The organism is Nocardia cyriacigeorgica GUH-2 (assembly GCF_000284035.1).
Taxonomy (GTDB): domain Bacteria; phylum Actinomycetota; class Actinomycetes; order Mycobacteriales; family Mycobacteriaceae; genus Nocardia; species Nocardia cyriacigeorgica_B.
The window spans coordinates 431,849-458,831 of record NC_016887.1; the positions used below are offsets into that span (position 1 = coordinate 431,849).

At 69.9% G+C, this 26,983-nt stretch carries 25 protein-coding genes; 16 read left to right on the plus strand and 9 right to left on the minus strand.

The genetic code is table 11. The annotated features are described in order from the left end of the window. The first annotated feature begins 9 nt into the window (after positions 1–9). Positions 10–1,329, plus strand: a complete 1,320-nt coding sequence (locus NOCYR_RS01985; RefSeq protein WP_014348684.1) for an aminotransferase class V-fold PLP-dependent enzyme — start codon at positions 10–12, stop codon at positions 1,327–1,329. A 3-nt stretch (positions 1,330–1,332) separates the two neighbouring features. On the opposite strand, the gene NOCYR_RS01990 is transcribed toward NOCYR_RS01985, so the two are convergent. Continuing rightward, entirely contained in the window at positions 1,333–1,896 is a 564-nt protein-coding gene (locus NOCYR_RS01990; RefSeq protein WP_014348685.1) for a flavin reductase family protein, read from the minus strand. Between the two features lie 22 nt (positions 1,897–1,918). Then, positions 1,919–2,392, minus strand: coding sequence for a YbaK/EbsC family protein (locus NOCYR_RS01995; protein WP_014348686.1), 474 nt, complete (start codon positions 2,390–2,392; stop codon positions 1,919–1,921). A 102-nt stretch (positions 2,393–2,494) separates the two neighbouring features. On the opposite strand from NOCYR_RS01995, the gene NOCYR_RS02000 reads away from it, so the two are divergent. Then, the gene (locus NOCYR_RS02000) at positions 2,495–3,316 is read left to right on the plus strand and encodes a crotonase/enoyl-CoA hydratase family protein (protein ID WP_014348687.1); all 822 of its coding nucleotides are present in this window, start codon (positions 2,495–2,497) and stop codon (positions 3,314–3,316) included. A gap of 243 nt (positions 3,317–3,559) precedes the next feature. Here NOCYR_RS02000 and NOCYR_RS02005 read toward each other — a convergent pair whose 3' ends face one another. Further along, positions 3,560–4,051 (minus strand): inorganic diphosphatase, encoded by a 492-nt coding sequence (locus NOCYR_RS02005; protein ID WP_014348688.1) that lies wholly within the window; start codon positions 4,049–4,051, stop codon positions 3,560–3,562. Positions 4,052–4,249: 198 nt separating this feature from the next. Here NOCYR_RS02005 and NOCYR_RS02010 point away from each other — a divergent pair, with 198 nt between their 5' ends. The 4 genes from NOCYR_RS02010 (at position 4,250) to hpt (ending at position 8,543) form a co-directional block, all read left to right on the plus strand. Next, entirely contained in the window at positions 4,250–5,713 is a 1,464-nt protein-coding gene (locus tag NOCYR_RS02010) for a D-alanyl-D-alanine carboxypeptidase/D-alanyl-D-alanine-endopeptidase (protein ID WP_081505282.1), read from the plus strand. Between the two features lie 14 nt (positions 5,714–5,727). Next, entirely contained in the window at positions 5,728–6,849 is a 1,122-nt protein-coding gene (locus NOCYR_RS02015) for a zinc-dependent metalloprotease (RefSeq protein ID WP_014348690.1), read from the plus strand. Beyond that, complete coding sequence (gene tilS / locus NOCYR_RS02020) at positions 6,846–7,898, plus strand: tRNA lysidine(34) synthetase TilS (protein ID WP_014348691.1); 1,053 nt, start codon at positions 6,846–6,848, stop codon at positions 7,896–7,898. The genes NOCYR_RS02015 and tilS overlap by 4 nt, the downstream gene beginning before the upstream one ends. Positions 7,899–7,982: 84 nt before the next feature. Then, entirely contained in the window at positions 7,983–8,543 is a 561-nt protein-coding gene (gene hpt, locus NOCYR_RS02025; protein ID WP_014348692.1) for a hypoxanthine phosphoribosyltransferase, read from the plus strand. Between the two features lies 1 nt (position 8,544). Here hpt and NOCYR_RS02030 read toward each other — a convergent pair whose 3' ends face one another. Beyond that, positions 8,545–10,581, minus strand: a complete 2,037-nt coding sequence (locus NOCYR_RS02030; RefSeq protein ID WP_014348693.1) for a serine/threonine-protein kinase — start codon at positions 10,579–10,581, stop codon at positions 8,545–8,547. A gap of 225 nt (positions 10,582–10,806) precedes the next feature. Between NOCYR_RS02030 and NOCYR_RS02035 the strand changes: the two genes are divergently transcribed. Next, complete coding sequence (locus tag NOCYR_RS02035) at positions 10,807–12,210, plus strand: amidase (RefSeq protein WP_014348694.1); 1,404 nt, start codon at positions 10,807–10,809, stop codon at positions 12,208–12,210. Between the two features lie 19 nt (positions 12,211–12,229). Here NOCYR_RS02035 and NOCYR_RS02040 read toward each other — a convergent pair whose 3' ends face one another. The 3 genes from NOCYR_RS02040 to NOCYR_RS02050 all read right to left on the minus strand — a co-directional run bounded on the left by NOCYR_RS02040 (position 12,230) and on the right by NOCYR_RS02050 (position 15,978). After that, positions 12,230–13,114 carry a LysR family transcriptional regulator gene (locus tag NOCYR_RS02040; RefSeq protein WP_014348695.1) on the minus strand — a complete coding sequence of 295 codons (885 nt, stop codon included), beginning with the start codon at positions 13,112–13,114 and terminating at the stop codon, positions 12,230–12,232. Between the two features lie 419 nt (positions 13,115–13,533). Continuing rightward, entirely contained in the window at positions 13,534–14,367 is an 834-nt protein-coding gene (locus NOCYR_RS02045) for an SDR family oxidoreductase (protein ID WP_048832634.1), read from the minus strand. Then, the gene (locus NOCYR_RS02050; RefSeq protein WP_014348697.1) at positions 14,368–15,978 is read right to left on the minus strand and encodes an aldehyde dehydrogenase family protein; all 1,611 of its coding nucleotides are present in this window, start codon (positions 15,976–15,978) and stop codon (positions 14,368–14,370) included. It abuts the gene before it with no gap. A gap of 166 nt (positions 15,979–16,144) precedes the next feature. Here NOCYR_RS02050 and NOCYR_RS02055 point away from each other — a divergent pair, with 166 nt between their 5' ends. Beyond that, the gene (locus tag NOCYR_RS02055) at positions 16,145–17,458 is read left to right on the plus strand and encodes a PucR family transcriptional regulator (protein ID WP_014348698.1); all 1,314 of its coding nucleotides are present in this window, start codon (positions 16,145–16,147) and stop codon (positions 17,456–17,458) included. Between the two features lie 44 nt (positions 17,459–17,502). Here NOCYR_RS02055 and NOCYR_RS02060 read toward each other — a convergent pair whose 3' ends face one another. Then, on the minus strand, positions 17,503–17,763 hold the full coding sequence (locus NOCYR_RS02060) for a DUF2277 domain-containing protein (RefSeq protein WP_048832637.1): 261 nt from the start codon (positions 17,761–17,763) through the stop codon (positions 17,503–17,505). Positions 17,764–17,883: 120 nt separating this feature from the next. Between NOCYR_RS02060 and NOCYR_RS02065 the strand changes: the two genes are divergently transcribed. Then, complete coding sequence (locus tag NOCYR_RS02065; RefSeq protein WP_048832639.1) at positions 17,884–18,699, plus strand: DUF1266 domain-containing protein; 816 nt, start codon at positions 17,884–17,886, stop codon at positions 18,697–18,699. Between the two features lie 48 nt (positions 18,700–18,747). Here the strand turns inward: NOCYR_RS02065 and NOCYR_RS02070 are convergent, their stop codons facing one another. Next, positions 18,748–19,704 (minus strand): hypothetical protein, encoded by a 957-nt coding sequence (locus NOCYR_RS02070; RefSeq protein ID WP_048832640.1) that lies wholly within the window; start codon positions 19,702–19,704, stop codon positions 18,748–18,750. 290 nt (positions 19,705–19,994) lie between these two features. On the opposite strand from NOCYR_RS02070, the gene ftsH reads away from it, so the two are divergent. The 7 genes from ftsH (at position 19,995) to NOCYR_RS27845 (ending at position 26,868) form a co-directional block, all read left to right on the plus strand. After that, positions 19,995–22,379: an ATP-dependent zinc metalloprotease FtsH gene (gene ftsH, locus NOCYR_RS02075; RefSeq protein ID WP_014348702.1), complete on the plus strand. Its 2,385-nt coding sequence runs from the start codon at positions 19,995–19,997 to the stop codon at positions 22,377–22,379. 130 nt (positions 22,380–22,509) lie between these two features. Next, positions 22,510–23,136, plus strand: a complete 627-nt coding sequence (gene folE, locus NOCYR_RS02080) for a GTP cyclohydrolase I FolE (RefSeq protein WP_370012175.1) — start codon at positions 22,510–22,512, stop codon at positions 23,134–23,136. A gap of 53 nt (positions 23,137–23,189) precedes the next feature. After that, the gene (folP, locus tag NOCYR_RS02085) at positions 23,190–24,002 is read left to right on the plus strand and encodes a dihydropteroate synthase (protein WP_048832642.1); all 813 of its coding nucleotides are present in this window, start codon (positions 23,190–23,192) and stop codon (positions 24,000–24,002) included. Further along, complete coding sequence (gene folB, locus NOCYR_RS02090; RefSeq protein WP_014348705.1) at positions 23,999–24,412, plus strand: dihydroneopterin aldolase; 414 nt, start codon at positions 23,999–24,001, stop codon at positions 24,410–24,412. The genes folP and folB overlap by 4 nt, the downstream gene beginning before the upstream one ends. Continuing rightward, positions 24,409–24,951: a 2-amino-4-hydroxy-6-hydroxymethyldihydropteridine diphosphokinase gene (gene folK / locus NOCYR_RS02095; protein ID WP_014348706.1), complete on the plus strand. Its 543-nt coding sequence runs from the start codon at positions 24,409–24,411 to the stop codon at positions 24,949–24,951. Before folB ends, folK begins: the two co-directional genes overlap by 4 nt. Then, positions 24,948–25,418 carry a DUF3180 domain-containing protein gene (locus tag NOCYR_RS02100; RefSeq protein ID WP_048833852.1) on the plus strand — a complete coding sequence of 157 codons (471 nt, stop codon included), beginning with the start codon at positions 24,948–24,950 and terminating at the stop codon, positions 25,416–25,418. The genes folK and NOCYR_RS02100 overlap by 4 nt, the downstream gene beginning before the upstream one ends. Before the next feature lie 214 nt (positions 25,419–25,632). Then, positions 25,633–26,868 (plus strand): DUF6779 domain-containing protein, encoded by a 1,236-nt coding sequence (locus NOCYR_RS27845; RefSeq protein WP_014348708.1) that lies wholly within the window; start codon positions 25,633–25,635, stop codon positions 26,866–26,868. Positions 26,869–26,983: the final 115 nt, after the last annotated feature.

Sequence of the window (26,983 nt, forward strand, 5' to 3'; positions counted from 1 at the left end):
GATGACGTGATGACCGCTGTGTTCGATCAGACCTGTGCCGCCCTCGCCCGGGTCTCCGGAGACGATCTCCATGTACCCCTCGTCCAGGGCGGGACCTGCACCTATGCCAATTTCGACTACGCCGCGAGCGCACCCGCACTGGCCCAGGTGACCGACCGGGTGCAGCGACTGCTGCCGTATTACGCCAGCGTGCACCGGGGCGCGGGCTATGCCTCGCGGATCTCCACCGAATGCTACGAAGCCGCCCGCGGTTCGGTTGCCCGTTTCCTGGACGCGGCCGACGACCAGGTGGTGGTCTTCACCCGCAACACCACCGATTCGCTCAACCTGCTCGCCGCCTGCGTGCCCGGTGACACGGTGGTGCTCGATGTCGAACATCACGCCAATTTCCTGCCCTGGCAACGGCATGGCCGGCGCGTGGTGCGCGCGGCCGACACGATCGAGGAGACCGTGCGCCGCCTGGTCGCCGAGCTCTGCTCGAAACCGGCTGCGCTGCTTGCGGTTACCGGCGCCTCCAATGTGACCGGCGAGGTGCTGCCGCTGGCCCGGCTGGCCGAGATCGCCCACCAGTGCGGCGCCCGCATCCTGGTCGACGCGGCGCAGCTGGCGCCGCATCGGCGAATCAGCCTGCGCGAGTGCGGGATCGACTATCTGGTGTTCTCCGGGCACAAGCTGTACGCGCCGTTCGGCGCGGGTGTGCTCGTCGGCAAGCGCGATTGGCTCGACGCGGCACCGCCGTATCTGGCCGGTGGTGGTGCGGTGCGCGAGGTGCGCGTCGACGGCACCGAATGGGCGCCCGCGCCGCAGCGGCACGAGGCCGGATCGCCGAATGTGCTCGGTGTGGCGGCGTTGGCTGCGGCCTGCGAGGCGCTGTCGGAGATCGACGCCGAGCGGGTGATCGCGCACGAGCGGCTGCTGGCCGACCGCTTGCGCGACGGGCTGAGCGCGATTGCGGGTGTGCGGCTGTTGCGGCTGTGGTCCGACAGCCCCGACGTCGTCGGGATCGTCGCGTTCACGCTGGACGGTTTCGCTCCCGGACAGGTGGCGGCGTATCTGTCGGCCGAACACGGGATCGGGGTGCGTGACGGTCGATTCTGCGCGCATCCACTGCTCGCGCGGCTCGGGCTCGACGGTGCGCTGCGCGCGAGCATCGGGCTGGGGACCTGCTCGGCGGACGTGGACCGGCTGGTTTCGGCGATCGCCGCGCTCGTGCACGACGGGCCGCGGTGGGACTACGCCTGCACCGACGGGCTGTGGAATCCCGCTCCGGAAACCCGGGCATTCACCGGTGCCGACACCGTCGGCGCGGCGCCCTGCGAGATCGGCTGAGCCTTAGTCCTCATCCAGCGGAGTAGGCCGGTGGTAGCGCCCGTTGTGATACAGCAGCGGCGCGGCCGCCGGCTTCTCCTCGGTGGCGTCGTGCACCCGGGTCACCCGGCCGACGATGAAGGTGTGGTCGCCGATGGGAATGCGCTGTTCGACGGTGGTGCGCAGCCAGATCGGGGTGCCGTGCAGGACCGGCTCGCCGGTGTCGAGCGTGGTCCACAGCGATCGGTCGGTGAACCGTTCCTCGGCGCTGCGCGCGAACCGCTGCGCGATATGCCGCTGGTGTTCGCCGAGGAAGTGGATCACCACCGACTCCGCCTCGCTCATCGCCGCCAGGCTCGACGAGGTGTGCGCGATATTGAACGACACCAGCGGCGGCTCCAGCGACAGCGAGGCGAACGAGGTCGCGGTGAACCCGACCGGGCCCGCCGGCGAACTCAACGTCACCACCGTCACCCCCGACGGATAGTGCCGCATCGAGGACCGGTACTGCTCGGCGGTGATCCCGCTCAGGTCGTCGGGCACCCGCAGGCCGGTGTCCGGTGCGGTCGGTTCCTTCGCGTCGCTCACCGTGTCGATTGTGCCGCTGGGGTCAGTCCACGTCGATCGGCAGCCCCGCCGTGATCCGCACCAATTCGCGGAAGGTGGTGCGGAACACCGCATCCGGATGACCGCCCGCCGCCCACAGTTCGCGGTGGCGGGACAGGGCGTTGTCGACCCAGGTGGGGATATTGGTCGGATGGCCGACGGGGGCGACGGCGTCCAAGGGGTGGCCGGTGACTTCGAGGACGAGTTCGTCCGAGGCGGGGGTGAGGGTGCCTTCCAGGCGGGCGCCGGTGCGGTCCAGGTCCACCTCGTGCGCGCCGGAGACCAGCAGTAGCACCGGATCGTCGTCGAGCAAGTACAGCCGGGCCAGGGTGATGGCGCCGATGTCGACGCCGAGGGCGCGGGCGGCGTCGGCGGCCGCGGTCGGACGATCCGGGTGAGTGACGATGACGCCGTGGTGGCCGCGGGCGATCAGGGTGTCCGCGACCCGGCAGGCGACCGGAGGTAGTGACCTGCGCATGAATCCAGGGTAGAGCGAACCGGTGGCGAGTGCCGGGTGAGTGATAACAGGTTCCCTCCCACACGGTATCACCGCCGTTACCGGCGTGTATACGCTGTACAGATGACTGAATGGCAGGCCTTCACCGTCGAAACCAGCGACCACGTAGCGCAGGTGACCCTGACCGGTCCCGGCAAGGGCAACGCGATGGGCCCGGACTTCTGGCGTGAGCTCCCGGAGATCTTCCACGCCCTCGACGCCGACCCCGAGGTCCGGGCGATCGTGCTGACCGGCTCCGGCAAGCACTTCTCCTACGGCCTGGATCTCCCCGCGATGAGCGGCACCTTCGGCCCGCTGCTGGCCGACAAGGCGCTGGCCGCTCCGCGCACCGACTTCCTGAACGAGATCCGGCGCATGCAGGCCGCGGTGACGGCGGTGGCCGACTGCCGCAAGCCCGTCATCGCCGCGGTGTCGGGCTGGTGCATCGGCGGCGGCCTGGACCTGATCGCCGCCGTCGACATCCGCTACGCCAGCGCCGACGCCAAGTTCAGCCTGCGCGAGGCCAAGGTCGCCATCGTCGCCGACATCGGCTCGCTGCACCGGCTGCCCGCCATCATCGGCGAGGGCCACCTGCGTGAGCTCGCCTACACCGGTAAGGACATCGACGCCGCGCGGGCGGAGAAGATCGGCCTGGTCAACGACGTCTTCGACGATCAGCAGGCCGCCCTGGAGGCCGCGCACGCGACCGCACGGGAGATCGCCGCCAACCCGCCGCTGGTGGTGCAGGGCGCCAAGGACGTGATGTACCAGCGCAATGCCTCCGAGGTAGCCGAAGGGCTGCGCTACGTCTCGGCCTGGAACGCGGCCTTCCTGCCGTCGGAGGACCTGACCGAGGCCATCCAGGCTGTCTTCGAGAAGCGCGCCCCGCAGTTCAAGGGGCGCTGAGCGAGTCGACCCTCAGCGCCGTCGGACCGGCGCCGGTAGCGCTCGCGGGCGGACGCCGCCGGGCACCGTGGACCGATACCGGTAGCGCCCGCGCACTCAGTCAGTCAGCCGGCAGACACCCAGCGCACAAACGCTGAGCGGCACATCACCGAGACCGAGCCCGTCGCAGGCTCTCGGTGATGTGCCGCTCGATCGTTCTCCGGCTACCGCCTGGCGGATCGGCCGTCGATCAGGAACTGTGGCTCAGTGCCCGCCCTGGTCCTTCAGACGCTGAATGGACGCCTCGACCTCGGCTTCGGCCTCGGCGCGGCCGACCCACTCCGAACCCTTGACGTACTTGCCGGGCTCGAGGTCCTTGTAGCGCTCGAAGAAGTGCTTGATCGCGGCCAGCTCGAACTCCGGGACGTCCTTCAGGTCCTGGATGTGGTCCCAGCGCGGGTCGCCGGCGGGCACGCACAGCACCTTGTCGTCGCCGCCTGCCTCGTCGGTCATCTTGTACATGGCGACCGGGCGGGCCTCCACGATGACGCCGGGGAACACCGAATCCGGCAGCAGGACCAGCGCGTCCAGCGGGTCACCGTCTTCGCCGAGGGTGTTCTCGATGTAGCCGTAGTCGGCCGGGTACACCATGGAGGTGTAGAGGAAACGATCGAGCCGGACCCGTCCGGTCTCGTGGTCCACCTCGTACTTGTTGCGCGAACCCTTGGGGATCTCGATGGTGACGTCGAACTCCACGCCAACTCCTTCTTCCGTTGCCTCTGGTGTACTGCTGCTGTTCAGCGGGCCGACGGCCGCCGACGCGCCAGGTCGTTCGGGGGAACGGTAGCCGAACGAGGATAGTCTGGGCCAAGCGGATGTGGCGGGCGTGAGGAGACGGCGGACAACGTGGTGGGTAAGAACATCGGCGGGCTGGCCTCGCGGCGACGGCGCCGGATGTGGATCGGACTGATCACCACGCTGGTGGTGCTGCTCGCGGTCGGTACCGGCGTCGCGGTGACGCTGAAGCCCTGGACCGAGGAGTTCCGCCACGGCGGGCTGACCATCGCCGAGCCGCCGGTACCGGTGCGTCCGTTCCCCGCGGTCGCGCCCGCCCCCGATGACGCACCCGTCCCGAGTGCGGCGGGTCTGGCCGCGGCGCTGGCCCCGGTGGTGTCGAATCCGGATCTGGGCGGTTTCGCCGGTTCGGTGACCGACGCCGACACCGGGACGGTGCTGTGGAGCGCCGATGCGGCCAAGCCGATGGTGCCGTCATCGACCGCCAAGATCCTGACCACCGCGGCCGCCCTGCTCACCCTGCCCGAAGACCAGCGGGTGCAGACCACGGTGGTCGCCGGTTCGGCGCCGGGGGAGATCGTGCTGGTCGGCGGCGGCGATCCGACGCTGACCGCGCAGCCCGACGGCAAGGGCTACTACCCGGGCGGGCCGAAACTGTCGGATCTGGTCGCCCAGATCCGCGCGGCGCAGATCCCGATCGAATCCATCGTCGTCGACACCTCGATGTACTCCGGCCCGGCGATGGCGCAGGGCTGGGATCCGATCGATATTCCTGGTGGTTCCATCGCGCCGATCGAGCCGCTGATGCTCGACGGCGGGCGGCTCGATCCACTGGTCGAATACGCGCCGCGCTCCGATTCGCCGGGCCTGGACGTCGGCCGTCGGCTGGCGGCCGAACTCGGCCTCGGCGCCGAACGGGTGCGGCTCGGTACCGCGCCCACTGGGTCGAAGCAGATCGCGAGCGTGTCCTCGGCCCCGCTGTCGCAGCGGCTGCACGCGATGATGGTGCATTCCGACAACGTGCTCGCCGAGACCATCGGCCGCGAGATCGCCCAGGCCACCGGCCGGCCCGCCTCGTTCGCCGGTGCGGCCGCCGCGGTACGGGCGACGCTCGAGCAGGCAGGCTTCGATATGACCGGCGTCAGCATGCACGACACCAGCGGCCTGTCGGTCGACGACCGCATCTCCGCGCAGGTGCTCGACCGGATCTTGGCCACGGCCGCGCGTGACGACGAGGTCACCGAACAGGCGAGCGCCACCGCCACGACCCGGCCGGGGTTGCGGCCCGGCGGCGTCGTGCGCCCGGGAGCGTCGCCCGCCCAGGGTTCCGGCGCCGAACCGTCGCTGTCGGCCAAGCTCGCGCCGCTGCTCGATGATCTGCCCGTCGCGGGCGCTACCGGCTCGCTGACCAGCCGTTATGTGGTGCGCGACCGGGACGGCGCGGGCTGGGTGCGGGCCAAGACCGGAACTCTGTCGGTGGCCAGCACGTTGGTCGGGTATGTGCTGGACAGTGATGGCCGGGTCCTCACCTTCGCGTTGATGTCGAGCGATCGGCCGCCGGAGGTGAGCAGACCCGCCTTGGATGCCATCGCGGCCACACTGCGTAATTGCGGATGCTCCTGACGGGTGGGTGAGAAATGACGACCGAACAACGCCCCGGCGATTCCGGCGCCGCCGAATCGGGCGGTGCTGCCGTCGACACCGCCAAGCCCGGCGGGCGTACCCGGTTGTCCGGCGCCGTGGACTGGCGGGTCGCCGCCCGCACCGGTGCCGCCCTCGTCCCGTCCGGTCCGCGGACCAGCAGGTATTCCGCCGAACAGGTCGTCAGTGAACTCGCCGACGCCTCGGTGCGCGCCGAAGCGCCGGTGCGGCAGGTCACCGGGATGCTCGACGACGAGCCGGTCCCGCAGGCGCGCATCGTCGACCGGCCGGGCTGGATCGGCGCGGCGGCCGACTCGATGGCCCAGCTCACCGGCACCGGCGTCGGCGAGGGCCGCGGCATGCTCACCGGGAAACCGGCGGGCGTGCAGGCCGGGGCCATGCTGGCATTCCTGTCCACCGCAATCCTCGGCCAATACGACCCGTTCACCGGCCGCGACGGCACCTTGCTGCTGGTGGCGCCCAACATCATGTCGGTGGAGCGCGCCCTCGGCGTGCAGCCCAGCGATTTCCGGTTCTGGGTGTGCCTGCACGAGGTGACCCATCGCGTGCAGTTCTCCTCGGCGCCCTGGCTGTCGGAGTACATGCGCACCAACGTCGACATCCTCGGCGAGGTCGGCGACGAACCGATGGCCGATATGCTCGCCCGCCTGGTGTCGGAGGTGCGCGAACGCCGCCGCAGCGGCACACCCGACGATCCGGCCGCCCGCGGTGTGGTCGGCCTGCTGCGCGCCACTCAACCCGAACCGCAGCGGGAGGCGCTGGACCGGCTGCTGATGCTCGGCACCCTGCTCGAAGGCCACGCCGACCACGTCATGGACGCCGTCGGCCCCTCGGTCATCCCGACCGTCGAGCAGATCCGCGCCGCCTTCGACCAGCGCCGCAAACGCCCCACCAACCCGGTGCAGCGGCTGCTGCGCGCGCTGCTCGGCGTCGACGCGAAGGTGGCGCAGTACGTGCGCGGCAAGGCCTTCGTCGACCACGTCGTCGGCGCCGTCGGCATGGAGCGGTTCAACACCGTCTGGACCGACGCCGGCACCCTGCCCCGCCCGGACGAGATCGAAGACCCGCAACGGTGGATCAGCCGCGTCCTGGGATGAGTGGGGCGGCGACTCCGGCGGCCGGTACGACCCGTCTCGCTGAGACCGAGGCCGTGCTGGAGCTGCGTCACGCCGTACGCGCCTGGCTCACCCAACATGACCTCGGAGCCGAAGTCGCCGTGGCACTGTCCGGCGGCGCGGATTCGCTGGCGTTGACCGCGGCAGCGGTGGTCGAATGCGCGGCGGTCGACGCGCTGATCGTGGACCACGGCCTGCAACCCGGATCTGCGGCGGTGGCGGCGACGGCCGCGGCGACGGCGTTGAAGCTGGGTTGCCGGTCGGCCCACGTGCTGCCGGTGGAGGTCGGCCGCGACGGCGGCATGGAGGCGGCCGCCCGGAAGGCGCGCTACGCCGCGCTCGACGCCGCCCGCGACGGGCTGCCGGTCCTGCTCGGGCACACCCTCGACGACCAAGCCGAGACCGTCCTGCTCGGCCTGGCGCGTGGTTCGGGCCCGCGCTCGATCCAGGGCATGGCGCCCTACACCCCGCCGTGGGGCCGGCCGCTTCTCGGCGTGCGGCGCGGCGTCACCCGGCAGTGCTGCGACGACCTCGGACTCACCCCGCACGAGGACCCGCACAACGATTCGCCGGAGTTCACCCGGGTCAGGCTGCGCACCGAGGTACTGCCCCTGCTCGAAGACGTGCTCGGCGGCGGCGTCACCGAGGCGCTGGGCCGCACGGCCGCCCAGCTGCGCGAGGACAACGCGGTGCTGGACGAGCTGGCCCACGACCTGCTGCGGGTCGCGAGCCACCAGCCCGGCCAGGCGCCCGGCGGCCCTCATGAGGTGACGCTGTCGTGCGAGACCCTCGCCACTGCCCCCGCCGCCCTGCGCCGCCGGGCCATCCGTGCCTGGCTGCTCGACGGCGGCGCGAAAGCACTGACCGGCAAACATTTACACGCGGTCGATCAGCTCGTCACCGCCTGGCGCGGCCAGGGCGCGGTCGCGGTCGGTGGCGGCGAACCGGGGACGAGGTTGGTTGCCGGGCGCGAACATGGCAGGCTGACACTCGCGCAGACCGATCGGGTTCGCCCGGGCGAGCGCGAGTGACGGGCCCCGAGGCGACGGCGCGGCGTGACCACGGACGGCCCGCAGGAGCACCGCGGATCAACGCAGGGAAGGGAACCAGCGCACGTGTACGGGGACGACATCGCGTCGGTGCTGATCACCGAGGAACAAATCGCCGACAAGACCAGGGAACTGGCCGAACTGATCGCCAAGCGCTATCCGCCCGACGCCCCCGAGGGCGATCTGCTGCTGATCGGCGTGCTCAAGGGCGCGATCTTCTTCATGACCGATCTGGCCAAGGCACTGCCCATCCCGACCCAGCTGGAATTCATGGCCGTGTCCTCCTACGGTTCGTCGACCTCGTCCTCGGGCGTGGTGCGGATCATGAAGGACCTGGACAAGGACATCGCCGGCCGCAATGTGCTGATCGTCGAGGACATCATCGACTCCGGCCTCACCCTGTCGTGGCTGATGCGCAACCTGTCCACCCGCAACCCGGCCTCGCTCGAGGTGGTCACCCTGCTGCGCAAGCCCGACGCGCTGCGCACTCAGGTCGAGGTCGCGCACGTCGGTTTCGACATCCCGAACGAATTCGTCGTCGGCTACGGCCTCGACTACGCCGAGCGCTACCGCGACCTGCCCTACATCGGCACCCTGCACCCGAAGGTCTACGGCGGCGAATCCTGAGCTAGGCGGCCGCGAGCCGTTTGGTCACCGGATCGCCGGGCGACACCACGCGTTCCAGCGCGCGCAGATCGGCTTCGAGCGCGCGGAACACCACATAGGTGCCGACGAAGGCGATGATGCCGCCCACGCACAGCACCCGCACCGCGACGATCACCGCCGCGATATCGGTCGGCGGCAGGAACGTCACCCCGGCCACGGCCAGCAGCGGCACCGAGGCGGCCACCGCGAGATAGCCGTTGCAGCGTTTGTCCAGGTTGCGTAGCCAGCCGGCGTCCTCACTGCTGACGTCGCCGTGCCGCAAAAAGATCGGATAGACACAGCGCACAAGGTAGAAGGTGGCCAGGAAGAACGGGTAGGCCACCGCGATGGCGCCGCACACCGCCTGCGAGGCCAGGAAATGCCAGACCCCGCGCGCGGGCAGATCATCGGTGGTCAGCCGCAAGGCGATGGGGAAGGTGAATCCCGCGACCACCCACAGCGTGAACGCCACGATCACCGCCTGATCGCCCAGTCGTAGCGTGTCGCGTCTGGCGCGGCGCAGGGTGTCCGGGTCGTAGCGTTTGCCCTTGCGCAGACCGCGCGTCACCCGCAGCACGTAGCGCGCCATATACAGCACCACCGCGATGCCCACCGGAAACAGCACGGAATTGACGATCCCGGTGATGATGACGAAATTGCGCTGCGCCTCCTCCGACAGCCTGCTGACGATGAGCTGGTGATTGTGCTCGATGTTGTACAGCGAGGCCAGCGCGTTGGGCACACCCAGCGCCAGCAACAGCACCGGCACCATCCAGGCGCGCAACCGCAGCCGCCAGCTGTCCGGCGCCGGATCCACAAGTTCGCGCGCCCTCGGGTCCAGGCAGGTGTCGAACTGCCTGGCCAGCGTCGCGCCATTGGGCCAGCGCCGGTCCCGGTCGGGGTCGAGGCAGGTGAGCAGCACCCGGCGCAGGGCCGCGGGGCAGTCGGGTGGCAGCCGTTCCAGCGCGGTCTCGTCGACGCCGGTGGCGCGCCGCTCCAGCATGGCTTCCAGGGTGGTGTCGTCGCCCTGGTCGCCTGCGCCCGCGGTGGTGTCGTCGAACGGTTTCGCGCCGGTCAGCAGCTCCCACAGCAGCACGCCGAGGGAGTAGATATCGGCGCGGGTATCGAGATCGCCGGCACCGCGGGTGCGGCCGGGATGGCAGGCCTCGAGTTGTTCGGGCGACATGTAGGTCAGCGAGCCGCCGAAGTACGAGACCGGGCTGGTGCCTTCCACATTGCGGCTGAAACTGATGTTGAAATCGGCGAGTTTGGGCACGCCCTCGGCGGTGAGCAGCACATTGGCCGGTTTGACGTCGCGGTGCAGCACGCCGTGCGAGGCGGCGTAGTCCAGTGCCTCGGCCAGCCGCCTGCCCAGCCAGGCCACCGTCTCCGGCCAGCTGAGCGTGGCGATCTCGGCGCGCACGCTGGAATCGGTCGGGCGGATCTCGCCCTTTTCCTCCATCGCGGTGTCGACCGCGTCCAGCAGCAGCCTGCCATTGCGTTCCTCGGGCGGGGTGGCGCGCACCCAGCGCAGCGCGCCGAGCAGGGTGCCGCCGGGCAGGAACTGCATGTACAGGAACCGCAGCCGGCGCGAGCCGCGGGCCCGGCCGGATTCGAGCAGTTGCTGATCGAATACCCGCACGATGTAGTCGTGGTCGAGCTGGGCCAGCGTCTGCGGTTCGGTGCCGTGATCGGCGGAGACCTTCACCGCCACCAGCCGTTGCAGGGAACGCTGCCGGGCCAGGAAGACGCGGGCGAAGGCGCCGCTGCCGAGGCCGGTGAGCAGGTCGAAATCGCCGATGCTGGTGCCCACCTCGATCCGGTCCAGCGCCTCGTCGGTGCCGGGACCACTGCCCGGTCCGGTGTCGAACTCGGTGGCCATGTCGAAGGGCGCGGCGGTGGTGCGGGTGGGCAGATCGGCCTGGGTGGTCGCCTCGCCGTCGAAATCCGGCGAGGCCGCTGCCGCAACGGAATCCGCTGCGGACGGGGGGTCGGGGGTGGTCTCCGGTTCGGCGCTCATGATCCCAAGGGGTTGCTGGGTGGATGCCGTAAAAACGTGCACTGGTCGGCCGACGGGGTTGCCGATAAACTCCGCCACACCCGACGCCATCGAGGCGACCGGTAATCGGAATGATACGTCCACTCGCGGGGTGTCTCACCTGGTTTCGGCAACGTTGCGTCGGGCTACGAGCTGGATGAACGCGGCCGGGCCCGACCACGGGCAGGCCACGGTAGGAGGGCACCGATGGGGGCAAACGAGCCCGCGAATTCGCATGCGGGCAATGACACGATCACTCCACCCGGGCCGGTCGTGACGACCGCGGCGCGGGTGCGCGAGGGCGCGACGACACCGACGGCGGAGGTGGACGCCGCACTGGCCCGGATCGACGCGGGTAATGCCGCGGTCTACGCCTTCGACGTGGTGCGCACCGAGCAGGCGCGCGCGGAGGCGGCCGAACTGGAGAAGCAGGACCTGGACGCGTTGCCGCTGGCCGGTGTGCCGGTGGCGATCAAACACAATGTCGCCGTGACCGGCGAGACCGTGCTGGATGGATCGCTGGCCACCGATCCCACATCCGCCACCAATGATCACCCGGTGGTGGCCCGGCTGCGGGAAGCCGGCGCGGTGGTCGTCGGGCTGACCACGGTGCCGGAACTGAGCCTGTGGGGCATGACCGACGGCCCCGACGGCATCACCCGTAACCCCTGGAATCCCGAGCGCACCTGCGGTGGCTCCTCGGGTGGAGCCGCGGCGGCGGTCGCGTCCGGGCTGGTTCCGGTCGCGCACGGCAACGACGGCCTGGGTTCGGTGCGGATTCCGGCGGCCTGCTGCGGCGTCGTCGGGATCAAGCCGGGCCGCGGGGTGGTTCCCGCCGAGGTCGGCCCCGACTCGTGGGGCGGGATGACCGAAAACGGTGTGTTGGCAACGACTGTCGCGGATGCGGCGCTGGCCCTGTCGGTGATGGCGGGCCGGCCGGAACTGGCCGAGGTGGACGCGCCCGCGCCGTTGCGGGTGGCGCTCGCCGTCGATGCGCCGAGTCCGCTGGTGAAGGTGGACCGGCACTGGACCGCCGCCGCCCGCACCGCCGGATCCGCCGCGGCCGCCGCGGGTCACGCCGTCGATACCGCGAAGCTGCCCTACGGCGACGCGGTGACGGCGGTGATGCTGCGCTGGCCGATGCTGGCGATCCCGGAGGCCGACGAGCTACCGCATCCGGAGCGGTTGCAGAAGCGGACCCGCCGCCATCTCGCGCTCGGCCGGATGCTGGTGCGGCTGAACATGGTGAAGCCCGCGCAGGTGGAGCGGGTGGAGGCGCGGCTGGTCGAGTTCTTCGAGAACTACGACGTGGTGATCACCCCGGCGCTGGCCCTGCCGCCGCCGGCGGCCACGGCCTGGCATGCCAAGGGCTGGCTGACGAATTTCATCAACAGCCCGCGCTATTCGCCGTTCACCCCGATGTGGAATCTGGTCGGCTGGCCGGCGATGTCGGTGCCGATGGGGCTGCATCCGGAGTCCGGGACGCCGGTGGCCGCGCAGCTGGCGGGTCCGCCGGGCAGCGAATCGACGCTGCTGCGGCTGGCGGCCCAGTTGGAGCAGCACCATCCCTGGCCCCGGACGACCGCGGATCGGCCGTCCGGGCAGGACTAGCCCGGCCGGGCCAGGTGGCTCAGACCGCCAGGGCGGGTTTGCTCGCGAACCCGCCCTCGGCGGCGCGGCCGGCGAATTCCAGGATGGTCGGCCGGTTGTCGTCGGCGCGCCAGGCCACCGCCAGCTCGCACGGCGCGAGCCCGGTGACGCGGCGCGCGGTCAGGCCCGGCCACCGGTACATCGGGACGTTGTTCTCGGCCAGCAGGCACACGCCAAGGCCCAGGCTCACCGCTTCCAGCTTGTCTTCCGGGGTGGCGGCCTCGGCGCCGATCTTGGGCTGACGTCCGCCGCGGCCGTCGTTGCCGAGCCAGAACTCCCGGACCGCGCCGGCCTCGGGCGGCAGCGCCACGAACGGCTCGTCCAGCAGGTCGGCGAAGTCGATGCTGTCCTGATCGGCCAGCCGGTGGTTCTCCGGCAGCAGTACCCAGCGGTCCTCGGTGCGCAGCACCTCCCAGCGGTACCGGTTCGGATCCGGTAACGGCAGCCAGACCAGCGCCAGATCGGCCTGGCGGCCGGCCAGACCGCTGGACGGGTCGGTCCAGGAGGCGGCGTGCAGGGCGAGCCGATGCCCGCTCGCGCTCTCCAGATCGTTGAGCAGGCCGCGGCCGAGGGTGGACTGGATGCCGACGCGCAGCACCTCACCGGCCTCTTGCAGCGAGGAGTTGGTGACCTCCCACAGCTCCAGGATTTTGCGGGCGCCGTCGAGCAGTTCCTTGCCCGCGACGGTCAGTGCCACACTGCGCTGATTGCGATCGAACAGGACCACGTCGAGCTGGCGTTCCAGCTGCCGGATCTGGCGCGAGAGGGTGGGTTGTGCGATGTGCAGCCGCTGGGCGGCGTTGGTGAAATGCAGTTCCTCAGCGACGGCGACGAAATACCGCAGGTCGCGCAAATGCGGGTCCATAGCCTATTGCTATCAGAATCGGTGCCGGATTTCCAGCCTAATCAAACCGGGAAGTTCGGAATCTGGGCCCGAAACGGTCAACAGGTTTGTTAGTCACAGCATATGGCCTGTCATGGTCTTGCGCACTATCGGATTCGAGGAGGCTGCGGCGGGCTCGGCTCGCCGCGTCGCAGGGGAGCGGTCGAGGCTCGATGACCAGGGCTGATGCGATCGAGGTCAACGCCGATCGATGTACGCGAGTGTTTCTCCTCGGGACGCCGGATCGGGCGGCTCGCGCGCCCGGGGCGAACCCATTCAGAGGGTAGTGATGTTGCTCACAATCAGGTTTGCCGGGCGTTGAAAACGACCCAGCGCTGGGAACGCGAAACGGCGCCGCGGCCGTCCCGGGGACGGTCACGGCGCCGTAGCGCGCGCCACACTCACACGTTGCGGGCCCGGTCCTCGTAGGCCTTGCGCTGCGCCGAATCGACGTCGTCGAGGAAGGCGCGGTTGGACCCGAGCGCCCGCGCCAGCCCGTCACCCCAGGACTCCGGCAGTAGATTCACCACCTGGGCGATCGCACCGGCCACGGCCGTCACCCGGACCTTCGACTTCGGCGCCGCGATCAGCTCCACGATGGCGTCGGCGATCTCCTCCGGCTCGGCCGGCCGCAGGATCTTCGGCGTGCTGACCCCGGACCCGAGTTCGGTCTTGGTCAGCGTCGGCAGCACCGAGGAGAAGTGCACGCCGGTCTCGCGGTACTCCTCGCGCAGCGTGTCGGTGAATCCGAGCACCGCGTGTTTGCTGGCGTTGTAGGTGGCCAGGCCCGGAATGTGGGTCTCACCGGCCAGCGACGCGATATTGATGACGTGGCCGCTGCGCCGCGGCAGCATCCGCGCCAGCGCCAGCTTCGACCCGAGAATCACGCCGTAGACATTGATGTCGAGGATGCGGCGGGTCAGCGCGTCCGGTTCGTCGACCAGCCGGCCCGTCGGCATGATGCCTGCGTTGTTGATCAGCACGTCGATCGGGCCGAGGGTGCGCTCGACCTCGTCGAGGAAGCCCTCGAACGAGCTCTGATCGGTGACGTCCAACCGGCCGTACACCTCGAAATCGCGGCTGGTGCCCGACTCCTTGACCGTCACCTCATCGATGTCGCCGATGGCGATCTTGGCCCCCAGCGCCTGCAACGCCGTCGCGGTGGCCAGGCCGATCCCGCGCGCGCCGCCGGTGATGACGACGACCTTGCCGCGGATCTTCATCGCGTCTGCCATTTACTTCGCACCCTTCGAATCGCCCTTGAGTCGCAGCAGCGCCGGCACATCGAGCCGGCGCAGACCGCGCGCACCCGCCGCCCGCATCGCGCCGAGCGCGAACAGGATCTTGGGCACCTGATACGGGAACCAGATCAGTTCCTTTTCCTGCGTGGGCAGGATCGGTTTGGTAATCGCCTGTGCCCGGCAGTATTTGCGCACGCCGTTCGGTCCGCCCCAGCGCGCGCCGACCCCGGACTTGCCCCAGCCGCCCATCGGCAGGGCGAAGCTGAACATATTGGAGAAGACGTCGTTGATGTTCACCGCGCCCGCCGTCAGCTGCCGGGCCACCCGCTCGCCGCGCTCCTTGTCGCCGGTCCACACCGACGCCGACAGCCCGTAGATGGAGTCGTTGGCCAGCCGGATCGCCTCGTCCTCGTCGGCCACCTTCATCACCGGCAGGGTCGGGCCGAAGGTCTCCTCGGCCACACATGACATGGAGTGATCGACATCGACCAGCACAGTCGGCTCGAAGAAGGTGCCCACTCCGGTGCGCTTACCGCCGGTGGTCACCCGGGCGCCCGCGGCGACGGCCTCGTCCACGTGCCGCGCGACGATGTTCACCTGGTTCTCATTGGCCAGCGCGCCCACATCGTGATTGGGCGTGCGATCGTCGAGACCCTGCCGCAGCGCGGCGACATTGGCGGTCAGCTTGGCGACGAATTCGTCGTAGACCGGCGCCTCCACGTAGACCCGTTCCACCGAGATGCAGACCTGGCCGGCATTGAACATGCCGCCGAAGGCGATGCCGTGCGCGGCCCGGTCGATATCGGCGTCGGCCAGCACGATCGCCGGATCCTTGCCGCCGAGTTCGAGGCTGTAGGGGATCATCCGCTCGACGCAGGCGGCGGCGATCTTGCGGCCGGTGGCGGTGGAGCCGGTGAACTGGATGTAGTCGGCGTTGTCCACCACCGCCGCACCCGTCGCGCCTGCCCCGGTCACCACGGCCAGCACCGGCGGCGCGCCGATCTCGGCCCAGCCGCGGGCCAGCTCGAGCGCCGACAGCGGCGTCACCTCCGACGGCTTGAGGATCACCGCGGCACCGGCGGCCAGCGCGGGGATCACGTCGACCACCGGCATGGCCAGCGGGAAGTTCCACGGCGTGATCACGCCGACCACCGGATACGGCTTGAACGCGACCGTCAGCTTCTTGGTCCGGGCCAGCGGGCTGTGCGGCGACGGGTTCTCATCGGCGAGGAACTTCGCCGCGCGCCGGGCGTAGTAACCGGTCAGATCGACTGAGAATGCCGGGTCGATGAGGGCGTCCACCCGCGGCTTGCCGGTCTCCGACTGCAACACATCGGCCAGGCGCTCGGTGTTGTCGATGAGCCAGTCCTGCAGCTTCAGCAACCATTCCTTGCGGCCCTCGGGCCCGATGGCCTCCCACTCCGGCTGGTACAGCCGCAGTTCGCGGACCTTGGCGGCGACGTCGTCGGCGGAGACCTCGGGCACGGTGCCGACGACCTCGCCGGTGGCGGGATTGCGCACCTCGATCGCGGCGGGCCCGGCAGCGGCCGGCTTCTTGCGGGTGGTCGTTCGCTTCGTCGGGCGGGCGGATTCGGTGTCGGTCACGGGCTTCTCCCACTGCGTCGTGGCTCTGGCTGTCCGCGGCTGCTGTGAAGCAGCTCACTGAACTATGATCGTGGCACAATCGACGCCGACATTCTTGGCTTTGTTTGTCAACCGACCCGGGACGCTTTGTGCTCTCGATACAATTTCGGCGATCGCGAGGTAGCTGATGACGAACCCGGTCCCGGCACCGGTCGATCCGCCCGCGCCCGACCACGCCGGCGGTGCGGCTGCGCCCACCGAGCAGGTCCGCTACTGGCTGGCCCAGTTCGTCTTCGAGACGATGCGCAGCGAGACCCTGGACCAGGTGGTCGACCGGCTCGACAACGCCATCGTCGCCCGCATCCCCGAACTCGCCGACCGCGATATCCGCCGCGATCTCGGTGCCAGCACCCGCGCCCACGCCCGCGTCGTGCTCAGCGGCCTGACCAGCGACACCGTCGACCCGGTGCTGCCCGAAGAAGCGCACGCCTTCGCCCGCACCCTGGCCCGCCGTGGCTTCGAGCTCAAGACGCTGCTGCGCACCTACAACGCCGGACTGGCGGCGGTGCTCGACTACTTCACCGAAGCCCTCGATCAACGCCGCACGCCCTATCCCATCGAACGCGTGGTCATGATGCGCATGTTCGAACGGGCCACCCAGTGGGTCGGCGCCTCGGTGGTAACGCTGACCGAGACCTACCTGGCCGAGCGCGAGCACGTGCTGCGGGCCGCGCTCAACCGCCGCACCGAAACCGTGCGGGCCCTGCTCGCCGGCGACGACGTCGACCTGGAACAGTCCTCGACCCGGCTCGGCTACCGGCTCAACCAGCAGCATCTGGGCGTAGTGCTGTGGGCCGACGAACCCGCCGAGGCCGGCGGCGACGGCGAGATGGGCGGGGTGCTCGACCGCGTCTGCGCCCGGCTGGCCGCCGAACTCGGCAGCAACCGGGTACTCACCGTGGCCTCCGGCGCCAGCGGCATGTGGGCCTGGATCGGGCTCGACGGTGACCGGGCACCGGCGGCCGACCGGCTCGCGCACCTGGTCGAGGCGCCGGTGCGGGTCGCGCTCGGCGTCCCGGGCGATCGGGTGGCGGGGTTCCGGCGCAGCCATGAAGAGGCGATGGCCGCGCGCCACGTCGCCGAACGCGGCCCGGCCGACGGGCCGCGGCTCACCGCCTACCGCGAGGTGGAGATCGCGTATCTGGCCGGCGTCGACGAGACCGCCATGCGCGCCTTGATCGCGCGCGAACTGCGGGCGCTGGCCCGCCGCGACGCCGGCTCGGCCCGGCTGCGCGAGACGCTACGCGCCTACCTGACCTGCCAGCACAGTCCGGAGGCTGCGGCGAAACTGCTCGGCGTGCACAAGAACACCGTCCGCTACCGCATCCAGCGCATCGAGGAGCTACTCGGGCACCGCATCGACGAGCGCGCGCTGCCGTTGCAGACCGCCCTCGCCTGCGTCGCGGCCTACGGCACCGAGGTATTGCCCCGCGATCGCTGACGCCGTCGCACGTTGTCGCCCGGGATATTCACCCCGGCCGTTCGCTAGCCCTGGGCTTCGCGGGCGGCGATGCGGCGCAGCGGTGGTTCGGTGCTCGGCGGCACCCGGCGGTCGGGTAGCTCGGCCAGCAATTGGGTGGTCGCGGCGGCGATCGCGGCGACGGCCTTGTCGACCGCCGGTTTGGTGGTGGAGCTCAGGCCGGTCAAGCCACCGACCTTGCGCACGTATTGCAATGCGGCGGCATAGATTTCCTGCTCGGTAGCGGCAGGCTCCAGGCCACGCAAGACGGTGATGTTTCTACACATGAATGCACATTAGCTCCCCGGCAGCGCCCTCGGCAGGCCAAGAATTCGATGATCTGAAAAACCTGTGAACGCGCTCGGCGAACCCGCCTCCGAGCGGGCGTGGGCACCTACACTCGCCCTATGCCTGCCCGCGGTCTACCCACGTTGACAACATTCCCGTACAAGGAGCTCGATCAGCGCGAGGACGACCATTGGTCCGGTGCGCAGATCTCCGATGATCAATTGCGCGCGCTGGCACTCGGTGCGTTCTATTCCGCCCGCTGGGACGCCTTTCACGACGAATTGCTGCTCGGCCCCGAACGTGAGCACCCGCTCGGCGACCGCCGCGAACTGGCCATCGACACCCTTACCGGCGCCTGGGGCATCACCGACGGCACCGAGGCGCGCGCCTCGATGGAACAACTGCTCGACGGCATGCACGCGCCGCTGTACGCGCTGGTGCATCCGCTGGTGATGGCCTCGATCAATGCCAGCGAGCGCGACCGTTTCGGTGAGCGCGCCGATCGCCACCGCGCTTTCCTGCGCCAGGTCGGTTCGTTTCGGGGGATGGACAATCCGGAGGCGCTGGTCCGCGATTACGACATCTGGTCCCAGGCCATCAAAATCGGGTTCACCGAACATCTGTCCCGGCCGTTGCCAGGCGATATCTACGCCTGGGATCTGGCCCGGGTGGTCGCGGTGGCGCGGATGGCGTTCACCGCGGGATATCTGGACGACGAGATCGCCTGGAGTTATCTGGCGCGGGCGCTGCCGCTGGCCCGACGGCGCTACCGCAATTGGCGCCAATTCGGTGACGCGTATCTGACCGGCTGGACCTACTGGCAGGCCACCGAGGATCTGGCCGTGCTCAAGGACGGTGGCGTGGACCGCAGGATGGAACTGCTGCGACTGTGGACCCGCCCCACCAGTCCATGGCGGCGCATCGGCCTGAACTGACCGCCGACGCGGGCCCCGCCGCAGCCGGGCCCGCGTCACCGCGTCGCGCTACACCCCGGGTAGCGAGCGCAGGATGCCGCGCCCGTAGCGCTGGAACTGGGTGTCGTCGACCATGCCCAGCGAATGCCGCTCCACCAGCAGTTCCCACTCCGCGTACAGCTGTGCGGTGCCCGGATCGGCAGGCCCGGCCATGCCGTCGGCCGATTCCAGCCGGATCGCGAAGTTCACCGCGCAGGTGACGCGCTGGGTGTCGGCCCGATCGAGTCCGGTGAAGTGCAGCGTCTGGTTGCCGTCGTGCACGTCGATGCCGGTATCGGTGCTGGTGCCGATCTCGCCCGGTGCGCTCGCGGCCCCGTCGGTGCTGCGCGCCCACATGATGGCGGCGATGGCCATTTCGTGGGCGTAGCGCTCGCCGGTGCCGATGGAGATGAACAGCAACCGCGCGGTGGTGGCGGCGAGTAGTCCCTGACCGTGCCCAGCCGGCGGATGGGCCACCGCCAGCGCCGTCTCCAGCACGTATTCATCGGCCGAGGCCAGCTTGTGCAGGGCGCTGATGGCGGATTTCGCTTCCCGCCGCGGCGCCATCCGGCGCACCGCGCGCTCCACATCGGCGCGCACCGGGCCGCCGGAATTCCATTCGGGTGCCGGCGGCGTCAGATCCGGGGCCGCCACGTCGATGCGCTGGAAATCCAGGATCTGATCATTGATCCGGTCCACGATCTCGACCGCGGCGGGCACATCGTGCTCGGCGATCAGCACCGGTAGCGGCGTGCGGTCGGCGGGCACACCGGTCAGCACGGGGGTGGGATATCGGAGGTAGATCTCGATGACGACCGCGTCGTCGGCGCGCCGGTTCAGGCGGACCTTCAGCAGGTCGGTCACCGGGACGTCGAGCACGCGCTCGCCGTCGATCTTCTCGCCGTCACCGCCGGGTCGTAGGACGATCAGCCGCCCCCGGCCGTGGCGCACTATCGCTGTGGGTGTCCGTAGCTCGACTATGTCCATACCCCCTGCGCTCTATGTGGTTGGGGTGCTCTCGGCGGGGCACCGCACTGTGCCGTCGCTCACGATAGGCCGAACATGCCATGATTGTGACCACTCGGCACAAACCCGGCCGGAGAGATCGGGAACCACGGGCGTTGTCCGGCCGTTTACCTGTTGAACTCCCATCACCGGCCGAACTGCGCGATGTATCGGGTAGACCGTACGCGGTAACGTGGCATGTCCGCATCCGTTCGCATCGCTAGGCAAAAACCGGAGACACCGGAAAGGACTGGCCGCCCGGCCGACGCTCTATGAACCGCAAGACTGTGTTTCGCACCCTGGCGATAGTCTCGGGCATTCTGCTCGTGATCTATCTGTTCAGCTATTTCGGCAACGACACGCGCGGCTGGAAGAACGTCGACACCTCGGTGGCGTTGAGCCAGCTCCAGGAACAGGGCAACGTCAAGAACGTCCAGATCGATGACCGCGAGCAGCAGCTGCGCATCGAGCTGAACAACGGCAACGAGGCCACCGGCGGCGAGACCAAGATCATCGCCAAGTACCCGGGTGGCAGCCAGACCGCCGCGCAGATCTTCGACGCGGTGCAGAAGTCCGGCGCCCCGTACAACACGGTGGTCAAACAGGACAGCTGGCTCACCCAGATCCTGCTGTTCGTGCTGCCGATGATCATCCTGCTCGGCCTGTTCATCTTCGTGATGTCGCGGATGCAGGGCGGTGGTCGCGGCGGCATGATGGGCTTCGGTAAATCGAAGGCCAAACAGCTGTCCAAGGACATGCCCAAGACCACCTTCGCCGATGTGGCCGGTGCCGACGAGGCCGTCGAAGAGCTCTACGAGATCAAGGACTTCCTCCAGAACCCGGTGCGTTACCAGGCCCTCGGCGCGAAGATCCCCAAGGGCGTGCTGCTCTACGGCCCGCCCGGTACCGGTAAGACGCTGCTGGCGCGCGCCGTCGCGGGCGAGGCCGGGGTGCCGTTCTTCACCATCTCCGGTTCCGACTTCGTCGAGATGTTCGTCGGTGTCGGCGCCTCCCGCGTGCGCGACCTGTTCGAGCAGGCCAAGCAGAACAGCCCCTGCATCATCTTCGTCGACGAGATCGATGCGGTCGGCCGTCAGCGTGGCGCCGGCCTCGGCGGTGGGCACGACGAACGCGAGCAGACCCTCAACCAGCTGCTGGTCGAGATGGACGGCTTCGGCGATCGCACCGGCATCATCCTGATCGCGGCCACCAACCGGCCCGACATCCTCGACCCGGCGCTGCTGCGGCCCGGCCGCTTCGACCGCCAGATCCCGGTCGGCAACCCCGACCTGGCCGGCCGTCGCGCCATCCTGCGGGTGCATTCGCAGGGCAAGCCGATCTCCCCGGACGCCGATCTGGACGGGCTGGCCAAGCGCACCGTCGGCATGTCCGGCGCCGATCTGGCCAACGTCATCAACGAGGCCGCGCTGCTCACCGCCCGCGAGAACGGCTCGATGATCACCGGTGAGTCGCTGGAGGAATCGGTCGACCGCGTCATCGGCGGTCCGCGCCGCAAGAGCCGCATCATCAGCGAGCACGAGAAGAAGATCACCGCCTACCACGAGGGCGGCCATACCCTCGCGGCCTGGGCGATGCCCGATATCGAGCCGGTCTACAAGGTCACCATCCTGGCCCGCGGCCGCACCGGCGGTCACGCGATGACGGTGCCCGAGGACGACAAGGGCCTGATGACCCGCTCGGAGATGATCGCCCGCCTGGTGATGGCCATGGGTGGCCGCGCCGCCGAGGAGCTGGTCTTCCACGAGCCAACCACGGGCGCGTCCTCCGATATCGATCAGGCCACCAAGATCGCCCGCGCGATGGTCACCGAATACGGCATGAGCGCGCGCCTGGGTGCGGTGCGCTACGGCCAGGAGGCCGGCGATCCGTTCCTGGGCCGCTCGATGGGCCAGGGCTCGGATTACTCGCACGAGGTCGCCGGCGCCATCGACGAGGAGGTGCGCAACCTCATCGAGGCCGCGCACACCGAGGCCTGGTCGATCCTCAACGACTACCGCGACGTCCTCGACGATCTGGCCACCGCGCTGCTCGAGCGCGAGACCCTGCACCGCAAGGATCTCGAGCAGATCCTCGCCGCGGTGGAGAAGCGTCCGCGGATCACCGCGTTCAACGACTTCGGCGACCGCGTGCCCTCGGACAAGCCCCCGGTGAAGACCCCGGGCGAACTGGCCGCCGAGCGCGGCGAGCCCTGGCCGCCGGAGCCGGTGGCGCCGTCGCTGCCCGCCGCTGCGACCGCCGCCCGCGAACCCGCCCCGGCCAACGGGTACCCGCCCGCCGGTGGGTATCAGCCGGCCCCACAGCACGGGCGTCCGGCCCAGCCACCGGCGGGCTATCCGATGCCGCCGCAACAGCCGGGCTACCAGCGTCCCCCCACGCACGGCTCGCGGCCCGATTACGGTGCCCCCGCCGGCTGGTCGGCTCCCGGCTGGCCGCCGCGTGAGGAAGCGCAGGAGCAGCCCGGCGAACGTGGTTTCGGTGGCTGGCCCGATCCCGCCGAGGGCCGGCCGCGGCACGGCTACCAGCCCGAACGTGGTTACGACGACCGCGGCGGGTACGACGATCGCGGCGCCTACCCCGACAGCTCCGGTACCGAGGGCGGCACTCGGGACTGGGATGGACCGAACGGCAGGGGTTGACCAGCGCCGATTACGCTCGATCCTCGGGGCCGGGCACTGCGCCCGCACCCTGAGAATTTGGAGGTGTCCTCGATTGTCGGCCAACGATCACAGCAACGGCCAAGCTCCCACCGTGCCCAATCGGGCGGTGCTGGACGACCCGGGGCCGGAGTTGAGCGACTCCGAGCTCATCGCGCTGCACACCGGTAAGCCCTTCGACCAGGCGCGCGCCGAGGCCGCGATCCGGGAACTGCTGATCGCCGTCGGCGAGGACCCGGATCGGCCCGGCCTGGTCGACACCCCGGCCCGCGTCGCCCGCGCCTATCGGGAGATGTTCGCCGGGCTCTACCTCGAGCCGGACGCGGTGCTCAACACCACCTTCGACGAGGAGCACCAGGAGCTGGTGCTGGTGCGTGATATCCCGCTGTACTCCACCTGCGAACACCATCTGGTTTCCTTCCACGGCGTCGCGCACGTGGGCTACATCCCCGGCACGCACGGCCGGGTGACGGGCCTGTCCAAGCTGGCCCGGCTGGTCGATCTGTACGCCAAGCGCCCGCAGGTGCAGGAGCGGCTGACCAGTCAGATCGCCGACGCCGTCATGCGCAAGCTGGATCCGCGCGGCGCCATCGTGGTGGTGGAGGCCGAGCATCTGTGCATGGCCATGCGCGGTATCCGCAAGCCGGGCGCGAGCACCACCACCTCGGCGGTGCGCGGCCTGTTGCAGACCAATGCCGCCTCGCGCGCCGAGGCGCTCGATCTGATCCTGCGCAAGTGAGCCACACACCGCAGCCAGGGGTGCGCCCGCGCGCGGGCCGTTCGTGCGTGGTGATGGGCGTGGTGAACGTGACCGCCGATTCGTTCTCCGACGGCGGCCGCTACCTCGATCCCGACCTCGCCATCCGGCACGGCATCGAACTGTTCGAAGCCGGCGCCGACATCATCGACGTCGGTGGTGAATCCACCCGGCCCGGCGCCATCCGGGTGGATGCCGAGACCGAGTCGGCCCGGGTGGTCCCGGTGATCCGCGGACTCGTCGCCTCGGGTGTGCCGGTCAGCGTCGACACCATGCGCGCCCAGGTCGCCGAGGCGGCCATCGCGGCGGGCGCTTCGGTGGTCAACGACGTCTCCGGTGGCCGCGCCGACGCCGATATGGTCAAGGTCATCGCGGGCGCGGACATCCCGTGGATCCTCATGCACTGGCGCGCGAGCGCCGACTACCGCCACACAGGCCCGGCCGACCACTATGACGATGTGATCGCCGAGGTGCGCGCGGAACTGGACGCCCAGGTGCGGGCCGCGGTCGCGGCCGGAGTGGATCCGGCGCGGCTGATCCTGGACCCGGGTCTCGGTTTCGCCAAGAACGCCGAACACAATTGGGCCCTGCTCGGCGCGCTGCCACAGTTCGTTGCCGACGGTTTCCCGGTGTTGATCGGCGCGTCCCGCAAGCGTTTCCTCGGCTCGCTGCTGGCCGACGATTCCGGTCCGCGTCCGCCCGACGGCCGCGAGACCGCCACCGCGACAATCTCGGCGCTGGCCGCACTGCACGGCGCCTGGGGCGTGCGGGTGCACGATGTGCGCGCCTCCCTTGACGCCATCGCGGTCACCGACGCCTGGCAGCGCGCGGCGGGAGTGGTGCGGTGAACGAGCGGGCCGGCCGGGCGCCGTCGCGGCCTGCGCAGGACCGGATCGAGCTGCGCGGGCTGCGGGTCTTCGGCCACCACGGCGTATTCGACCACGAGAAGCACGACGGCCAGGAGTTCATCGTCGACCTGACGGTGCAGGTCGATTTCACCGCCGCCGCGGCCTCCGACGATCTGGTCGACACCGTCGATTACGGCGCGCTCGCCGATCTCGCCGTGAGCATTGTCGCGGGCCCGCCGCGGGATCTGATCGAGACCGTGGTCAGCGAGATCGCCGATGCGGTGATGGCGGCCGACCCGCGCATCGACGCCGTGGAAGTGGTGCTGCACAAGCCCTCCGCGCCGATCCCGCACACCTTCGCCGACGTCCGCGTGGTCACCGCCCGCCAGCGTGAACGGGCGGCCGGATGAGTCGCGCGGTCCTGTCCATCGGCTCCAATCTGGGTGACCGGCTCGGCTATCTGCGCAGCGTGATCGAGGGTTTCGGCCCGCGGGTAGTGGCGGTGTCGCCGGTGTTCTCGACCGCGCCGTGGGGCGGTGTCGAACAGGACGATTTCTTGAATTCCATTGTGGTGGTGGAAGATCCGGACTTCGAGTGCATCGACTGGCTGCGCCGCGGGCAGGAATTGGAGCGGGCGGCCGACCGGGTGCGTGAAGTCCGTTGGGGTGCGCGCACTCTCGACGTCGACGTGATCTGGTGCTCCGACGACGGCCTGCGCCCCTGTCGCAGTGAGGATCCCGAGCTCACGCTGCCGCATCCGCAGGCGCATCGCCGGGCGTTCGTGCTGGTGCCGTGGCTCGAGGTGGAGCCGGACGCCGAACTCGAGGTCGACGGCCGCATTCGCCGGGTGCGCGATCTGCTGGCCGAACTCGATGCCGCCGAACGCGACGGCGTGCACCGCACCACCCTGACTCTGACCCGCGGGGGAGCCGACCAGTGCAGCAGCTGAAACCCACCCGCGTCGTCGATCTCACCGCCAATCTGGTGATCGCCGCGGCGCTGGCCTGGGCCGCCACCCGCATCGCCTACGGCAGCTTCCCGCCGATCTCCAGTTTCGCCGGGGCCTCGCTGTATCCGGTGGCCGCGATCGAGGTGGCGCTCGGGTTCATCATCCGGGCCCGGGTCAACGAGCATCGCATCGGTGACGGGCCGCATCAGCTGCATCCGATCACCGCGGCCCGGGCGGTCGCGCTGGCCAAGGCCTCGGCTCAGGTCGGGTCGCTGGCCGCCGGCGTCTGGCTCGGATTCCTCATCTGGGTGTTCCCGCAGCGCGGCGATCTGCGCGCGGCCGACGCCGATGTGCCGGGTGCGCTGATCGGGCTGGGTGCCGCGGTGGCGCTGGTGGCGGCGGCGCTGTGGCTCGAATATTGCTGCCGCGCGCCCGACGATCCAACCGACGATCCAGCTACTACATAGCTAACATGGTCGGGTGGATCACCACCCCGGAACCTGGGCCGTCGCGGCCATCCGAGCTACCCTGGCGGGCATGGTTTCACCCTCCCGTACCAGCAGCTCCCCCCGACGGCGGGACTATGCGGGAAAATTGTTCATCGGTGCACTGATTCTGCTCGGCCTGGTTGCCAGTATTTTCCTGATTTTCAGCGATAGTGTGCAATTTATTCGGATCGGCTTGGTCGCCGCGCTCTGGGCGGCCGTGCTCGGCGCGCTGGCCGCGACCAAGTACCGCAAGGAGTCGACCGTCGACAAGGCGAAGGTCCGTGACCTGCAAAAGGTCTACGAACTCCAGCTCGACCGCGAGATCTCGGCCCGGCGCGAATACGAGCTCGGCGTCGAGGCCCGCGTCCGGCAGGAAGTCGGCGCCGACGCCGCCGAGATGGCCGCCCTGCGCGCCGAGCTGACGGTGCTGCGCCAGAGCCTGCAACGGCTCTTCGACGGCGATCTGCCGATGGATCGCCCCGCCCTGCGCGCCGACGCCGTGCGCGTCCAAGAACTCACCGGCCGACCGACCGGTTCGGCGAACGTTAACTCGGCGAATGCCGACGGCTGGGCCGGCCCGCAGCTGCCCCGCGATTCGGTGACCCCCGTCTACGACACCGATCATCCGCAGCCCCCGGTCTTCGCCAGCCCCTTCGACGACCCGGTCACGGCCGAGACCTCGATCATCACCCTCGACCGCGACGAGGACGGCGCCGCCGCGAGCTCCGCCACCAACGGCAAGCCCGTCGATCCGTTCGGCACGACGACCGGCTGGGCCGACGCGTTCGCCGAGACTCCACCCGAGCCCGACGACGACGTCCCCTGGGCCGCCTCGGCTGCTGGGCAGTCACCGCTGGTCGGGCCGCCTGCCCCCGCCGACGCCACCGCGCCGTGGGGCGCCTCGGCCGCTGCGGGACCGCTGGTCGGGCCGCCCGCGCCCGACGACGCCACCGCTCCCTTGGTCGCCTCGGCGAGCACGCAACAGCCGCTGGTCGGCCCGCCCACCCCGCCCGAGTTCGCCGAACGGGACATCGTCGGCCCGCCCGCCCCGCCGGTATCCGGCACACAGTGGTCCTCGGAGTGGTTTCCGGCTGCGCCGGCCTCCGCTGAATCGGCGCCGGCTCAGGAGGCGACGTCCACAGTCCAAGCGGCGACTCCCGCAACCGCCCCACCGGCTCCCGCCCCCGAGTCCGCAGAGCCCGCCGCCGCATCCGCGCAGTCCGCGGATTCCGGCTCGGCCGGCGATCCCGCATCGGCAACCACCGGCTCGTCCAGCCGGCCCGCCCAATCCGGCCCGACGTTCGGTTCGGCCAGCTCACGGCGTCGCCGGCGGGCCGAATCGGAGTCCGGTGACTCCTCGTCCAAGCGTCTGTCGGTGGCCGAGATCATGGCGAATCTGCAATCGGAGCAGGCCGACCGGTCGAGCTGACTGCGGTGTAGATCACGGGGCCCGGCCATGGCGCATGGCGGGGGTTGCCCATATTCTCGTGACGTAACGTCTGGTACCCGCCGAGCGGGACTGGAACGACATCCGAGAGGACACT

Excerpts from the sequence above, each read along its gene's own strand:
- NOCYR_RS02015 (WP_014348690.1), top strand. The coding sequence starts at position 5,728 with ATGACGACCGAACAACGCCCCGGCGATTCCGGCGCCGCCGAATCGGGC.
- ftsH (WP_014348702.1), top strand. The coding sequence starts at position 19,995 with ATGAACCGCAAGACTGTGTTTCGCACCCTGGCGATAGTCTCGGGCATT.
- NOCYR_RS02030 (WP_014348693.1), bottom strand. The coding sequence starts at position 10,581 with ATGAGCGCCGAACCGGAGACCACCCCCGACCCCCCGTCCGCAGCGGAT.
- folK (WP_014348706.1), top strand. The coding sequence starts at position 24,409 with ATGAGTCGCGCGGTCCTGTCCATCGGCTCCAATCTGGGTGACCGGCTC.
- NOCYR_RS02000 (WP_014348687.1), top strand. The coding sequence starts at position 2,495 with ATGACTGAATGGCAGGCCTTCACCGTCGAAACCAGCGACCACGTAGCG.
- NOCYR_RS01985 (WP_014348684.1), top strand. The coding sequence starts at position 10 with ATGACCGCTGTGTTCGATCAGACCTGTGCCGCCCTCGCCCGGGTCTCC.
- NOCYR_RS02060 (WP_048832637.1), bottom strand. The coding sequence starts at position 17,763 with ATGTGTAGAAACATCACCGTCTTGCGTGGCCTGGAGCCTGCCGCTACC.
- NOCYR_RS02045 (WP_048832634.1), bottom strand. The coding sequence starts at position 14,367 with ATGGCAGACGCGATGAAGATCCGCGGCAAGGTCGTCGTCATCACCGGC.
- NOCYR_RS02035 (WP_014348694.1), top strand. The coding sequence starts at position 10,807 with ATGGGGGCAAACGAGCCCGCGAATTCGCATGCGGGCAATGACACGATC.
- folP (WP_048832642.1), top strand. The coding sequence starts at position 23,190 with ATGGGCGTGGTGAACGTGACCGCCGATTCGTTCTCCGACGGCGGCCGC.
- NOCYR_RS01995 (WP_014348686.1), bottom strand. The coding sequence starts at position 2,392 with ATGCGCAGGTCACTACCTCCGGTCGCCTGCCGGGTCGCGGACACCCTG.
- NOCYR_RS02055 (WP_014348698.1), top strand. The coding sequence starts at position 16,145 with ATGACGAACCCGGTCCCGGCACCGGTCGATCCGCCCGCGCCCGACCAC.
- tilS (WP_014348691.1), top strand. The coding sequence starts at position 6,846 with ATGAGTGGGGCGGCGACTCCGGCGGCCGGTACGACCCGTCTCGCTGAG.
- NOCYR_RS02040 (WP_014348695.1), bottom strand. The coding sequence starts at position 13,114 with ATGGACCCGCATTTGCGCGACCTGCGGTATTTCGTCGCCGTCGCTGAG.
- NOCYR_RS02065 (WP_048832639.1), top strand. The coding sequence starts at position 17,884 with ATGCCTGCCCGCGGTCTACCCACGTTGACAACATTCCCGTACAAGGAG.
- NOCYR_RS02070 (WP_048832640.1), bottom strand. The coding sequence starts at position 19,704 with ATGGACATAGTCGAGCTACGGACACCCACAGCGATAGTGCGCCACGGC.
- NOCYR_RS02010 (WP_081505282.1), top strand. The coding sequence starts at position 4,250 with ATGTGGATCGGACTGATCACCACGCTGGTGGTGCTGCTCGCGGTCGGT.